Annotated in this window: 14 protein-coding genes and 1 pseudogene; 10 read left to right on the top strand and 5 right to left on the bottom strand. The window is 38.8% G+C overall.

Annotation, left to right across the window (positions count from 1 at the left end):
- The first annotated feature begins 64 nt into the window (after positions 1–64).
- From H4I94_RS03785 to H4I94_RS03760, 6 genes are read left to right on the top strand one after another with little or no spacing between them, the layout of a single operon-like run.
- Entirely contained in the window at positions 65–1,027 is a 963-nt protein-coding gene (locus H4I94_RS03785; RefSeq protein ID WP_180160264.1) for a thiamine pyrophosphate-dependent dehydrogenase E1 component subunit alpha, read from the top strand.
- A gap of 15 nt (positions 1,028–1,042) precedes the next feature.
- Complete coding sequence (locus tag H4I94_RS03780; RefSeq protein WP_004979604.1) at positions 1,043–2,062, top strand: alpha-ketoacid dehydrogenase subunit beta; 1,020 nt, start codon at positions 1,043–1,045, stop codon at positions 2,060–2,062.
- Position 2,063: 1 nt separating this feature from the next.
- Entirely contained in the window at positions 2,064–3,602 is a 1,539-nt protein-coding gene (locus H4I94_RS03775) for a 2-oxo acid dehydrogenase subunit E2 (RefSeq protein WP_261181516.1), read from the top strand.
- Positions 3,603–3,613: 11 nt separating this feature from the next.
- Positions 3,614–5,014: a dihydrolipoyl dehydrogenase gene (lpdA, locus tag H4I94_RS03770; protein WP_261181515.1), complete on the top strand. Its 1,401-nt coding sequence runs from the start codon at positions 3,614–3,616 to the stop codon at positions 5,012–5,014.
- An 11-nt stretch (positions 5,015–5,025) separates the two neighbouring features.
- Positions 5,026–5,811, top strand: coding sequence for an acetoin reductase (locus H4I94_RS03765; RefSeq protein ID WP_261181514.1), 786 nt, complete (start codon positions 5,026–5,028; stop codon positions 5,809–5,811).
- Between the two features lie 21 nt (positions 5,812–5,832).
- On the top strand, positions 5,833–6,891 hold the full coding sequence (locus tag H4I94_RS03760; protein WP_004281883.1) for a 2,3-butanediol dehydrogenase: 1,059 nt from the start codon (positions 5,833–5,835) through the stop codon (positions 6,889–6,891).
- A gap of 249 nt (positions 6,892–7,140) precedes the next feature.
- Here H4I94_RS03760 and H4I94_RS16245 read toward each other — a convergent pair.
- Positions 7,141–7,275, bottom strand: a pseudogene (locus tag H4I94_RS16245) (site-specific integrase); the annotation flags it as partial.
- A 231-nt stretch (positions 7,276–7,506) separates the two neighbouring features.
- Positions 7,507–7,701, bottom strand: a complete 195-nt coding sequence (locus H4I94_RS03755; RefSeq protein WP_261181513.1) for a hypothetical protein — start codon at positions 7,699–7,701, stop codon at positions 7,507–7,509.
- Between the two features lie 108 nt (positions 7,702–7,809).
- Between H4I94_RS03755 and H4I94_RS03750 the strand changes: the two genes are divergently transcribed.
- Together H4I94_RS03750 and H4I94_RS03745 are read left to right on the top strand one after the other, a co-directional pair.
- Entirely contained in the window at positions 7,810–8,061 is a 252-nt protein-coding gene (locus H4I94_RS03750; RefSeq protein ID WP_261181512.1) for a hypothetical protein, read from the top strand.
- Positions 8,062–8,584: 523 nt separating this feature from the next.
- On the top strand, positions 8,585–8,830 hold the full coding sequence (locus H4I94_RS03745) for a hypothetical protein (RefSeq protein WP_261181511.1): 246 nt from the start codon (positions 8,585–8,587) through the stop codon (positions 8,828–8,830).
- A gap of 272 nt (positions 8,831–9,102) precedes the next feature.
- Here H4I94_RS03745 and H4I94_RS03740 read toward each other — a convergent pair whose 3' ends face one another.
- Positions 9,103–9,384, bottom strand: a complete 282-nt coding sequence (locus H4I94_RS03740) for a hypothetical protein (protein WP_261181510.1) — start codon at positions 9,382–9,384, stop codon at positions 9,103–9,105.
- 13 nt (positions 9,385–9,397) lie between these two features.
- The gene (locus tag H4I94_RS03735) at positions 9,398–10,621 is read right to left on the bottom strand and encodes a phage/plasmid replication protein, II/X family (protein ID WP_261181509.1); all 1,224 of its coding nucleotides are present in this window, start codon (positions 10,619–10,621) and stop codon (positions 9,398–9,400) included.
- Between the two features lie 149 nt (positions 10,622–10,770).
- Here H4I94_RS03735 and H4I94_RS03730 point away from each other — a divergent pair, with 149 nt between their 5' ends.
- Together H4I94_RS03730 and H4I94_RS03725 are read left to right on the top strand one after the other, a co-directional pair.
- Positions 10,771–11,106, top strand: coding sequence for a helix-turn-helix domain-containing protein (locus H4I94_RS03730; protein ID WP_261181508.1), 336 nt, complete (start codon positions 10,771–10,773; stop codon positions 11,104–11,106).
- 580 nt (positions 11,107–11,686) lie between these two features.
- Positions 11,687–11,845: a hypothetical protein gene (locus H4I94_RS03725; protein WP_165493301.1), complete on the top strand. Its 159-nt coding sequence runs from the start codon at positions 11,687–11,689 to the stop codon at positions 11,843–11,845.
- A 62-nt stretch (positions 11,846–11,907) separates the two neighbouring features.
- On the opposite strand, the gene H4I94_RS03720 is transcribed toward H4I94_RS03725, so the two are convergent.
- Entirely contained in the window at positions 11,908–12,702 is a 795-nt protein-coding gene (locus H4I94_RS03720; RefSeq protein ID WP_261181507.1) for a hypothetical protein, read from the bottom strand.
- Between the last annotated feature and the right edge of the window lie 25 nt (positions 12,703–12,727).

Raw genomic sequence — 12,727 nt, 5'->3', positions numbered from 1 at the left:
ATTTAAAAATCCAATTATTCAATTTTGGGTTTTCTTTTAAGCGTAGTGAATAAGGAACAAATATATGCAATTAACGGAAGAGCAATTGCTAGCAGCATACAAAAGAATGCGCGACATTCGTGAATTTGAGGATCGACTTCACGATGAAAACAATACAGGTGATATCCCTGGTTTCATCCATCTCTATAGCGGTGAGGAAGCTGTTGCCGTAGGGATTTGTGAAAATTTAACAGACAAGGACTTCATTACATCAACACATCGTGGTCACGGACATTGTATTGCTAAGGGCTGTGACATTCACGCCATGATGCTAGAAATTTTTGGCAAAGATGATGGTTTGTGTCGTGGTAAAGGTGGCTCAATGCACATTGCAGACTTAGATAAAGGCATGCTTGGTGCAAACGGTATTGTGGGCGGTGGCCCACCTTTAGCGATTGGTGCTGCTTTAAGTGCCAAAACACTCAAGAATAGTGGTATTGGTCTGTCATTTACTGGTGATGGTGGGTCAAATCAGGGCTTAACTTTTGAAGCCATGAATATGGCTGTGGTGTTAAAGCTTCCTGTCATTTTTGTTTTTGAAAATAACGGTTTTGGTGAAGGTACTGCACATGATTATGCAGTAGGCAGTAAAGACATTGCAGGCCGAGCAGCAGGTTTTGGCTTACCCGCTGAAAAAGTAGATGGAACAGACTTTTTTGCTGTGTATGAAGTTGCACAAAAAGCCATTGAACGTGCCCGCCGTGGTGAAGGTCCGAGTGTGATTGAAACGGTAACCAACCGATTTTATGGACATTTTGAAGGTGATCCGGGGCTTATCCGTTCTAAAGAGGAACTGGATTATGTCAAAGAACATAAAGACCCATTGAAAATATTCCGTGAAAAAGTCAAAGGCAAAATTGACGAAGCCAAACTGGATGCGATTGATGCTCAGTCTAAAGCCAATGTAGACGATGCCGTTGCAAAAGCACGCGCAGCTAAGTACCCAGAAGTCTCTCAGTTACTTACTGATGTTTACGTCTCTTACTAAAGGAATAGTAGAAAAATGCCAAATAAAAGTTATCGAAATGCGATTAAAGAAGCAATTGAATTAGAAATGCGCCGAGACCCAAGTGTCATTGTGGTCGGTGAAGATGTTCGTGGTGGGCATGGTGGCAAAAATACCGATGACAATAAACTGGAAGGTTTTGGCGGTGTACTTGGTGTAACCAAAGGCTTATGGACTGAATTTGGTTCTGAACGAGTCATTGATACGCCAATTACAGAATCAGCGATTATTGGTATGGCGGCAGGTGCTGCTGCAACGGGTTTAAGACCTGTGGCAGATTTAATGTTTATGGATTTTTACGGCGTGTGTTATGACATGCTGTATAACCAAGCAGCTAAATTTCGCTACATGTTTGGCGGCAAAGCCAAAGCGCCACTCGTTGTACGAGGCATGATCGGTGCAGGTTTTTCTGCCGCAGCACAGCATTCTCAGTCGCCATATAACGTGTTTGCCTCAGTACCTGGCTTAAAAGTGGTGGTGCCTTCGAGCGCCTATGATGTGAAAGGGTTATTGATTCAAGCCATTCGAGATGATGACCCAGTAGTCTTTTGTGAACACAAGTTATTGTACGACATTAAGGGCGAAGTACCAGATGAGGCCTACACTATTCCTTTTGGTGTCGCAAATTACACACGTGAAGGTACTGATATCACCATTATTGCCTTAAGCCTGATGGTGCATCGTGCCAATGAAGTTGCTGACAAGCTCGCAAAAGAAGGCATTTCGGTTGAAGTGGTTGACCCTCGAACCATTTCTCCATTAGACGAAGATGGCATTTTAGAGTCAGTGGCTTCAACAGGTCGCGTAGTTATTGTGGATGAATCAGCAGCGCGTTGTGGTTTCGGACATGATGTGGCTGCCCTCATTGCACAGAAGGGCTTTCATTATCTTAAAGCACCAATCGAGTTAGTCACTCCACCACACTCACCCGTACCATTTTCACCAGTACTAGAAAAAGAATGGCTACCAAGTGTAGAACGCATCGAACAGGCTGTACGCAAGACGTTGGAGGCTTAGGATGAGCGAAATTAAAACTTTAGAAATCCCAAAATGGGGTTTGTCCATGGAAGAGGGCACGATTGCCCAATGGCTGATTCAGGAAGGTACGCAATTTAGTAAAGGACAGGAAATTTGTGAAATTGAAACCACAAAAATCGTCAATGTTCTAGAAGCGCCTTTCGATGGCTTGCTACGAAAAATTATTGCTAAAGATGGTGACACACTGGTCGTAGGTGGAATCATTGCAATTTGTGCAGACGCTCAAGTTTCCGATGCAGAAGTTGAAGCATTTGCACAGTCTTTAGGTGGAACACCTGCTGTAACTGAAAATAAAGCGGTAGCAGCGGTTCCTGAAAAAGTCGATGTGGCTCAAGTTGAAACCAAAGTACAAGCTGCTCCTAAACAGAACAGTGTTGGTAATGGATCAAAAGCGGTGACTCATCAGGGCGGATATTCTATTCCTGCTGCGTTACAAGGCTACCAACAAAGCGATGATATTTTTGCAACGCCACATGCCTTGAAATTGGCTGAAAAGCATAATGTAAATTTGGCTCAGATTACGGGTTCTGGACGTGAAGGCCGTATCAGCGTTCAAGATATTCAGGCCGCAGTTCAAGCTGCTGGTGGTTCTTGGCCAGATGTACGTCATCAAGCCAGCACGAAAGCCGCGAAATCTAAAGCAGATGACAGTGATGTTCTGGCGACACCTGTTGCCCGCCGTTTGGCAAAACAATGGGGCATTAATTTGCATGATTGTCGTGCATCGGGTTCACGTGGACGAGTCTGTAAGGAAGATGTTGAAGCTGTATATCAACGGGAAAATCCTGTACAAGCTCAACATACTGAGTATACGCATCCAACAGAGTCTGCAAAATTCACCACCGTAGCTATGAATGGTATGCGTAAAGCAATCGCTGCACGGCTACAAGCGGCAAAACGCAATGCACCACATTTTCGCTTAACGATAGACTTAAATGTTGAGTCTGTTCAGGCTTTGCGTCAGCAAATTAACAGTACTGTACCGCAAGTCAAACTGTCCATTAACGATATGCTGATTAAAGCTGCTGCTGCTGCACTGATTAAAGTTCCACAAGTTAATGTTCAGTTTGATGAAGAGAATCAGCAGATTTTACAGTTTGAACAGGCTGATATTTCGGTTGCTGTAGCCATCGAAAATGGACTGATCACGCCAATTATTAAAGCAGCGAACCGTAAATCTTTGGCGCAAATTTCCAATGATATGCGTGATCTCGCGACACGTGCCAAAACTGGAAAATTGGCACCTAATGAGTTTCAAGGGGGCAGTTTCAGTATTTCCAATTTGGGCATGCTTGGTATTCCACAGTTTGATGCCATTATTAACCCGCCTCAAGGTGCAATTCTAGCCTTAGGTGCAGCAGAGAAACGTGCTGTCGTTGAAAATGATGAGATTGTTGTTCGTGAAATGGTGACCGCAACATTGTCTTGTGATCATCGTGTCATTGATGGTGCGTTGGGTGCTCAATTCTTATCGGCATTGAAGCAGTTTGTCGAAAATCCTGCATTAATTTTGGTGTAGGAGGAATAGCCATGTCAGATACACAATTTGATCTTGTGGTTATTGGTGCTGGTCCTGGAGGATATGTCGCTGCGATTCGCGCAGCGCAACTGGGATTAAAAACGGCAATCGTTGAAAAACAACACTTAGGTGGAGTGTGTCTTAATTGGGGATGCATTCCAACCAAGGCTTTATTGAGCGGAGCTGCGCTTGCGCAGCAGTTCAAACATGCTGGGCAGTTTGGCTTTACGCTTAACGCGATTGATTTTGACATTCAAAAACTGGTCCATCATAGCAGACAGGTTTCTGAGCAACTCGTGCAAGGTATCGGTCAACTATTGAAAAAAAATCAAATCACTGTTTTTAACGCAGCAGCTCAGTTTATTGCCAAAGAGCAATTAGAGCTTACAGATGCGAATGGTCAAAAACAGCAGATTTCTGCACCGCATATTATTGTCGCAACAGGCGCACGTGCGGCCAATTTGCCTCATATTCCTGTAGATGGCCATCAGGTCTGGAGTTATAAAGAGGCTTTAGTTCCGGAACAATTACCAAAATCTTTACTGGTCATTGGTTCGGGGGCTATAGGCAGTGAGTTTGCAAGCCTATACCAAGACTTAGGCTGCCAAGTTACCTTGGTTGATATTGCAAAACAGATTCTCCCAAGCGAAGACATTGAAGTTGCGAAGTATGTACAAAAGCAATTTGAACAGCAGGGTATGCAGGTTTTAACCGAAGCGACTGTAAAAAAAATAGAAACTGATCAGGCTCAAGTACATTGTCATATTCAAACTGCCACAGGTGTGCAAATCATTACTGTTGAAAAGGTGCTTTCAGCTATTGGCGTGAAACCGAATGCTGAAAATCTTGGCCTAGAAGCTTTGGGAGTTGAATTTGAGAATGGTTTTATTAAAGTCGACTCATGGTGTAAAACCAATGTAGTGGGCATTTATGCAATTGGTGATGTCGCAGGTGCACCGTGTTTGGCACACAAAGCCAGTCATGAAGCCATTCTTTGTGTGGAGAAAATTGCAGGCCTAAGTCATGTACATGCTTTAGATCGTACACAAATTCCGGGCTGTATCTTTACCCATCCACAAGTGGCCAGTATTGGTTTGACAGAACAGAAAGCGAAAGCTACGGGCTTGAATATCAATGTGGGTAAGTTTCCTTTACAAGCGAATGGTAAAGCATTGGCTTTAGGCGATAGCGCAGGATTTATTAAAACCATTTTTAGTCAGGAAACGGGTGAATTGTTGGGTGCTCACATGGTTGGACATGAAGTCACCGAACACATTCAAGGTTTTGCCATCGCGAAATACCTAGAAGCTACAGATGAAAGCTTAGCGCAGGTCATTTTCCCTCATCCTACTTTGTCTGAGGCGATGCATGAGTCGGTCTTGTCGGCGATGCAACGTGCAATCCATATTTAAGGAGTCGCAACATGCCTAGAGGTTTAAACAACAAAGTTGCTTTAATTACGGGTGCGGCACAAGGCATTGGACGTGGTATTGCCTTACGTTTAGCACAAGAAGGTGTTCATATTGCCTTGGTCGATCTTCATCAAGAAAAGTTAAATAGTGTTCAAAAAGAGGTTGAAGCCTTTGGCGTAAAAGCCTCCACATTTATTGCGGATATTTCAGATCCAATACAAATCAGTGACGCTATTAATCATGCAGAATCGACACTTAATGGTTTTGATATCATGATTAATAATGCAGGTATTGCACAAGTCAAAGCTTTGGCAGAAGTAACGCCGAGTGAATTTACCCAAGTTATGAATATCAATGTCGGTGGTGTACTTTGGGGGATTCAAGCCGCAGCAAATAAATTTAAACAACGCCAACAGGCTGGAAAAATTATTAATGCATGCTCAATAGCAGGTCATGAAGGTTTTGCTTTGCTCGGTGTTTATTCGGCAACTAAATTTGCAGTTCGTGCATTGACGCAAGCTGCGGCTAAAGAATATGCCAGTGCTAAAATTACTGTAAATAGTTATTGTCCGGGTGTTGTGGGTACAGACATGTGGGTCGAAATAGATCAGCGGTTCTCTGAAATTACAGGTGCACCAATTGGTCAAACGTATAAAAAATTTGTAGATAGTATTGCTTTAGGACGTGCTGAAACACCAGATGACGTGGCTGCATTAGTTGCATTTTTAGCCAGTGAGGATGCAAACTACATTACAGGTCAGTCTATTTTGACAGATGGTGGAATGGTTTACCGTTAATATCAACATAAGGAATACAAAATGAAAGCAGCTCGTTTTTATGACCGAGGGGATATTCGAATTGAAGATATCCCTGAACCGAAAGTACTTCCAGGCACAGTTGGAATTCAAGTTGCGTGGTGTGGTATTTGCGGTACAGATTTACATGAATTCATGGAAGGTCCTATTTTTATTCCACCTTGTGGTCATCCACATCCAATTTCGGGAGAATCTGCACCTGTAACAATGGGACATGAATTTTCAGGCGTAGTTTATGCAGTTGGTGAGGGTGTAGACGATATCCAAATTGGACAACATGTCGTAGTTGAACCCTATATTATTGCGGATGATGTCCCGACTGGCCCCAATGATAAGTATCATTTATCAAAAAATATGAACTTTATTGGTTTAGGCGGACGCGGTGGTGGTCTTTCTGAAAAAATTGCAGTTCAGCGGCGTTGGGTACATCCTATTTCAAATGATATTCCTTTAGACCAAGCAGCATTGATAGAACCTTTATCTGTCGGTCATCATGCCTATGTCAGAAGTGGCGCAAAAGCTGGCGATATCGCACTGGTTGGTGGAGCAGGCCCAATAGGCTTACTTTTATCTGCTATTTTAAAGGCTAAAGGTCTCACGGTCATCATTACTGAACTGAGTGCAAAACGTAAAGAAAAAGCGATAGAAGCGGGTGTTGCCGATTATGTACTAGACCCATCTAAGGTTGATGTAGTTGCTGAGGTAATGAAAATTACAGAAGACCGCGGTGTAGATGTCGCTTTTGAATGTAGTAGTGTCAATAAAGTCATGGATACACTCGTTGCAGCAATGAAACCAACTGGTGTAGTCGTTATCGTTTCTATTTGGAGCCATCCTGCCACAATTAATGTGCATAGTGTGGTCATGAAAGAGCTCGATATTCGTGGAACGATTGCTTATGTCAATGACCATCAGGAAACCATCCGTTTAGTCGAGCAAGGTAAGATTAATCTAGAACCTTTTATTACCCAACGTATTGCATTAGATGATCTTGTTTCTAAAGGCTTTGAAACGCTGATTCATAATAATGAGTCTGCTGTAAAAATTATTGTTCATCCATAGTAAAGCCTAATTTGAATAAGCTAGAAATAAACTCTATGTAGCTATTTCTAATATCTTTATCGATAGAGAATGAGTCTGTACGTACAGATTCATTCTCAAATTTACAGTGTTGAGTGCCAGTATGATTTTGATCATAGAGCCTAGTAAAGATAGAAAATAAGTTTTTAAATAAACCATAGGGATATAGACTAAATTTTGCCAGGAGAGTGGTGGCAGTCCACCACTAATTAAAAGGTGTCTACAAAATCATTGGCTATTCAAAACTTTCATTGAGAACAACATCGGATAAAGACATGGGCAAGAAGAATCAACATCAAACAATAGAATCAATTGATTCTTATTTGAAACTTTTTTTGTTAAATGAACTGTTTTTAAAGCAAACATAGTAAAGTTTATGAAGTATTCGTTATGTCAACATATCATAATTCATAATAAAAAGAATACTATTCTAAGTTATTGAATTACAGTGATAGCAAAAGAAGTATGAAGTTATTGTTAGGTGTATCGGATTTAACATAATAGTTACGTTATGCGACATTCGTCAGAGCAAAAAGAAGGGCCTATAAAAGGCCCTTTATTTTTTATAATTCTAATAATCTGGATCAATATAAATAATTAATCGTCTTTTTTAAGAACTTCACTTCTATACCTAAGTACTTCTTCTGCTGTTAGATTTTTCAGATGATATTTGATCAAAGCGTGGATCACATCCGTTTCTTTCATGATGGTTTTTTTATTCACAACAAATTTCATCAAGGCTTCTTTTACTTCCTCAACTTCATCAGTTCGTAATTTATAGACTTTGCTCATAACTAAGTTACCAAGTAGATTTTTTTCATATTAACAATATTTAAAGGTTGACAAGTTTACTTTAAACAAATGATAATTCTTTAAACAAAGTTAAAAAGTAACTTTTGCATGAATAACTATCATTTTAATAGTCCTCAAGATTTCACCCAAGCAGCCTTTAACCGAGTTGCTGAACTGGTGTCTCAACATGGCCAATGCGCTTTAGAGAACTTTGTCCCTGCTTTCTCCACAGAGCAGTGCTTAGAGCATTTGGCTTTGGTTGCTAGTGAAATGGCTTATGACTATTCATACATTGATGCTTATGCAGATCTCTATAAGAAAACAAATGCTGAATTAAAAGAAGAAATGGGGGATTGCTGATTATGCTTCGTTCTCCTCTCATATTTGTTCTTCTAGTTGTTTTTATCATCGTTGTTTCATTTGGCGTTGTTGCTACTTCATTTTTTATGAGGTCTTACTAAATGAAAATTAATTCAGTTCACCAGATCGACCTGGCTGAATGTCCTCGCTGTCATTCAATCATGATTAGAAATCTTATTTCATTTCATTTAACGCGTTGCTTGGGGTAGTTGTTATGCATATGCCTTCTTACGCTCTCGGTGTTGTTTTGGGTTTTATCTCTGGCTTTTCAGTTGCTATTGAGTGGTTCTAATTATGAAAAAAATTACTGATCAAAAAACCATCAAAACCCGTAAAAACACGGGAGGAAGCATCCTAAATAAGCAATTCCATAGTCCTGAGTCTAGTCTCCTGACTGATTTTTCCACCCCCATTTATAACATGCGGGTTACGATTGACTAAATTTGAATCAAAATAGGGGTGTTTTATTAAAATTTTAACTATTCCAATACCTGAAGATATTGCATCAAAAACAATTTCATTCATGCAGGATCATATTGAATTTCTTCTGAAAGAATCTGATTTAGGTGTTTCTGAATGCCAGAGGCTTATTTCATTGGTCCAGCAGGGTGAGATTTCTTATGGGCCAGCTTCAACTTTAAGAATGTATTTGGAGTTTAGAAAAAGACAATTAATTCTTACTGGTGATCATTCGTATCGGGTTAAAAATAATATTGCTGAATTAAATGTATTAATTGATTTTTATGACAGCTCACGGATTTCGGCATAACGTATATTATGTTCATTAAGGTACTCAGCATCGTGAATATAATTTTGCAGATTCACGATGCTGAGCTGTGGCAACAACTGAGGTTGCATAGGCCACAGTCTTGGATATCTTATTTAACATAATAGTTACGTTATGCGACATTCGTCAGAGCAAAAAGAAGGGCCTATAAAAGGCCCTTTATTTTTTATAATTCTAATAATCTGGATCAATATAAATAATTAATCGTCTTTTNTATACATTATACGAAATGTTATAAATTAAACCTTTAATACTTAAGGGTTTTTCTTAGGTACTGGCTTAACACTGAAAATTTGCATCTGTGCACCAAACTTGGTTTGTTGCTCTACAAACTGAATTTCTACTTCTTGTGCATTGTCTGCACATTCTTCTAATACAGCTTGAATCTGTTCAACTGGCATAACTCCAGCCGTTGGCGTTAAGTTATATTTTTGTGGTGAAAATACCGTAGTTGATAAATATGCTTTTTCCTTACCGTCTTTTTCAGTACGGTAAACAGATGGCAAAATGGTACGTGTATTAAATTGAACTTGCATGGTAAAAGCCTCCTCAGGCAACTAAATGTAAGCCCTTACTTGGGCTGTATTGTGAAACTGGAATTTGATAGTCAGATGGCTGCTGATCGCACATCTTAAGTTCAAGCAAACGAACGAATGGAATGACTTTGCCGTTTGGATTTTTATTTAAATTCTGTAGGTGTGATTTGCTAATATCGCAGTCTAAAAGTGAATTAACGCACTTATAAAATTGTGCTTCGCTATAAAGGTCTTTAGTAGCCTTTAAACCCATTTGACGAACCAATGAATAAAACTTCATTGCGTTAGTAGCTTTGGTATAACTTGGTTTACCAGTCTTGGTATAAGTAACTAACTTGGACTTAAGCAAATCCAAGATTTCTCCATCAGATGAAAAATTCATATATTTGCCCTTCATTGTGTCTAAGATCGGGTCGAAAGCTACGTGCCAGAGTCGTAGCAATAATTCTGGCTGTTCATGTTGCAGCTTGATTAGCTGAAATAAATTTGACGGATAACCGTTTTTAGTTAGATAGGTTTTACAAATACGTCCTTCTAAACGCAGAACGGCATTGGCAAAAGGCAAAGCATCATGCATAGCCATAACAAGTGATTTAGAGCGCATACAGCCCTTGTCTGCTTGTTTCTGAATCTTGTTTAACTGGCTTTTTACTTCTTCAAATTTGCCATAGGCTTTAGGACGGACACTGGCACCATCATTACCCCAGGTAATATAATTATCATATTTAACTTGGCGAGCTTTACGATGCCCAGATGCAAGGTTAGCCATGTAATCTAAAACAGGTTGAACCATGTTCTGATGTGGCAATCTGAATAAATATGTTGTGTCGAGGCAAAGGACTTCTGTTTTCTCTACATCAAGAATTGATGACAATTTCGGGAACGCTTCAAAAAACATTCCAAGCATATGAAATGCGCCCAGTTCTATAGACTCAAAACCAAAAACATTGTGACCCTGTAAAAGCTTAAGTGGAGAAGCTTTCAATTCAACGTAAGGCACAGTGTTCATCGTATTTGTATAAAACTTAACAGCCATATCTGTGTAATCACTAGGGAGAGCTTCATAAGGGTGATACAAGTCCCCTGTTATGGTCTGTCCGTCATCTGTCTTACTTACATGTCGAGTTGCTGCTGGAACTCCATAATCACGAATATCACCATTAAATTGATGGTGATTATCAAAACTACGAACATGCGTAGGAATGATTGGAATCGCTAAACGGAGGAAATCGAGCATAATTATAAAACGATATATCGTTTGTTTAATACATTAATTCGTTTTATAAAACAATTTATCGTTTAAATCAACGAAATAATTCAATATTTCGTTTTAAATACGTCTAAAGTTATAGATAACAGAGTTTTTAAAACGGAATATCAGTTTAAATGAGCGTTTCAGCAAACATTAAGCGCATAATGAAGGAGTTAAACTTAAATCAAAAAGAATTAGCAAAACTCGCTTCATTATCTCCAAGCACAATCAGCAGCGCATTAAAAGATGATAGTGACCCAAGAGCATCTACAATAAAAAATATTGTAATTGCACTAGGTATAAGCTCGGATATGCTTCTGTTCGATGATGAGGAATTAGGAGTAAATGGAGATTTGAAAATACTATTCAGAGAAGTAGAACGCTTTGAAGGTAAAGAAAGAGAACAGTTAAAAGATATGCTAAAGATGATGATTGTACATAACAAAAGCAAGGAACTTATGCGGAACTAAAAAGGATAATAAATAACCAAAAATAAGATCAAATGCGAAACGTTATTAATAACTCTGAAAGCTCCGTTATATATAGCTCATAGAGCGAATTGCAAAAAACTTTCGAGAGTCAGGCACACTATTAGACAGCAGTGTGCCTCCTCTAAAACGTCTAATTTCTAGGCGGTGCGTTCTGCGAGCCCTCGACCCGCCACCGCCTAGAAAACGACTAATTTCGTATAATGCAGATTGATGTTAAATGCACTTCTCTGCCCTCTACGATCCTAGCAACATTGACAAATAAAAAGCCCACTGGAGAGATTTACCAATGGGCTTTTTATTTGTAGCAATGTGAAGTGCAAATAACATAATCGTGGCTACATTATACGAAATCAAATATCTTCGGAAAATCCCCAGTATTACTGACTACTACTTACTTGTTGCTTGGACAACTTCAATTTATTTATTGAATGAATACACTACAGCAGCTGCAAATGAACAACTATAACTGTTATATAAATATTTCACTTTTTTGTATCTATAGATGTTCTATTACATCGTCAATAATCAATCTAACAGATAGACAAATTGAGACAGTCTGATGAACAATCAAGAGCCAAAAAAGCAGCAAAAATACGCTGACAGTGAAATTTCAGATAAGGCTTTCAAACGAGCCATTATTTGGTTTGGAATTTACGCTTTATTGTTCTGTATTGGTGTGGCATTTGTGGTTGGTGCAGATAACTCATATCTTCCCTAATTCCTCTATCACTAAATTTATGATCAAGCAGCATATTTAATGAAAACATGCTGCTTTTTAGTTCAATGATATTGAATTTTAGTTTGCATATATTCACCATAAACTGAAAGCTTTTCAAAAATATGTTCTGAATAAAACATATCATCTATCAGCAATTGCGCTTGGTCAAAGCTATATAAATTTAAAATTTTCAGCAACTTGGCATTAATTTTTGAAAACTTTGTACAAAGCTGGATATATTCATCATTTTTATTCTTAAATAATAGTTGTAACATATTGATTTTATTTATATCTAAGTATTCAGATTGTTGTTCCAGCGCAATGACCTGTATTTGTACATGTAAAAAATAAGCAATGAAATCAATCAGTTCCAGATTAACATTTAAACGTGTAATACAGATTATTCTCGATACTTTTGAATTACATAAACTATTGATTAAATTTAGATAAAATGAATCTTCAGTTGTCATTTCTTCATCATTTAATTGTAAAGACAATCCCAGACTGTCCAATAATTCATCAAAGTTAAAGCTAAGGTTGTTATGGTTCGCCTGATAATAACGCGACAAAATGCTCAAACTTTGTTTATTTTTGACTGTGTGATAAATCACCTTCTGGTTCAGATTCGCCAATATAAAGGGTGAGAATAAATAGGCTAAATCTTCAAGCTGCTCTGTAATAGGGTCTTGCAGGATCACGATCTGCCCTGCTTTCTCTATCTCTCTGAGTTTTTTTGCTCTTACTAATGTGGCTTCAACATTTACATATTTTTGCTTGAGTAAGCTTTTAACCTGCGAAGAAATTTCGTATCCTGCCAGCAACTGATTGATCAAATTAAGTTGCGATATTTCAAACATTTGTTACTCCATTTCAACCTTTTAC

This window comes from Acinetobacter sp. T_3_1, assembly GCF_025377055.1.
Lineage (GTDB): Bacteria > Pseudomonadota > Gammaproteobacteria > Pseudomonadales > Moraxellaceae > Acinetobacter > Acinetobacter kookii.
Note: the sequence above shows the minus strand (reverse complement) of the source record. Positions and strands in the feature narration are given on the sequence as shown.

Coding starts and splice junctions, on each gene's coding strand:
- H4I94_RS03785 (WP_180160264.1), top strand. CDS start 65: ATGCAATTAACGGAAGAGCAATTGCTAGCAGCATACAAAAGAATGCGC.
- H4I94_RS03780 (WP_004979604.1), top strand. CDS start 1,043: ATGCCAAATAAAAGTTATCGAAATGCGATTAAAGAAGCAATTGAATTA.
- H4I94_RS03775 (WP_261181516.1), top strand. CDS start 2,064: ATGAGCGAAATTAAAACTTTAGAAATCCCAAAATGGGGTTTGTCCATG.
- lpdA (WP_261181515.1), top strand. CDS start 3,614: ATGTCAGATACACAATTTGATCTTGTGGTTATTGGTGCTGGTCCTGGA.
- H4I94_RS03765 (WP_261181514.1), top strand. CDS start 5,026: ATGCCTAGAGGTTTAAACAACAAAGTTGCTTTAATTACGGGTGCGGCA.
- H4I94_RS03760 (WP_004281883.1), top strand. CDS start 5,833: ATGAAAGCAGCTCGTTTTTATGACCGAGGGGATATTCGAATTGAAGAT.
- H4I94_RS03755 (WP_261181513.1), bottom strand. CDS start 7,701: ATGAGCAAAGTCTATAAATTACGAACTGATGAAGTTGAGGAAGTAAAA.
- H4I94_RS03750 (WP_261181512.1), top strand. CDS start 7,810: ATGAATAACTATCATTTTAATAGTCCTCAAGATTTCACCCAAGCAGCC.
- H4I94_RS03745 (WP_261181511.1), top strand. CDS start 8,585: ATGCAGGATCATATTGAATTTCTTCTGAAAGAATCTGATTTAGGTGTT.
- H4I94_RS03740 (WP_261181510.1), bottom strand. CDS start 9,384: ATGCAAGTTCAATTTAATACACGTACCATTTTGCCATCTGTTTACCGT.
- H4I94_RS03735 (WP_261181509.1), bottom strand. CDS start 10,621: ATGCTCGATTTCCTCCGTTTAGCGATTCCAATCATTCCTACGCATGTT.
- H4I94_RS03730 (WP_261181508.1), top strand. CDS start 10,771: ATGAGCGTTTCAGCAAACATTAAGCGCATAATGAAGGAGTTAAACTTA.
- H4I94_RS03725 (WP_165493301.1), top strand. CDS start 11,687: ATGAACAATCAAGAGCCAAAAAAGCAGCAAAAATACGCTGACAGTGAA.
- H4I94_RS03720 (WP_261181507.1), bottom strand. CDS start 12,702: ATGTTTGAAATATCGCAACTTAATTTGATCAATCAGTTGCTGGCAGGA.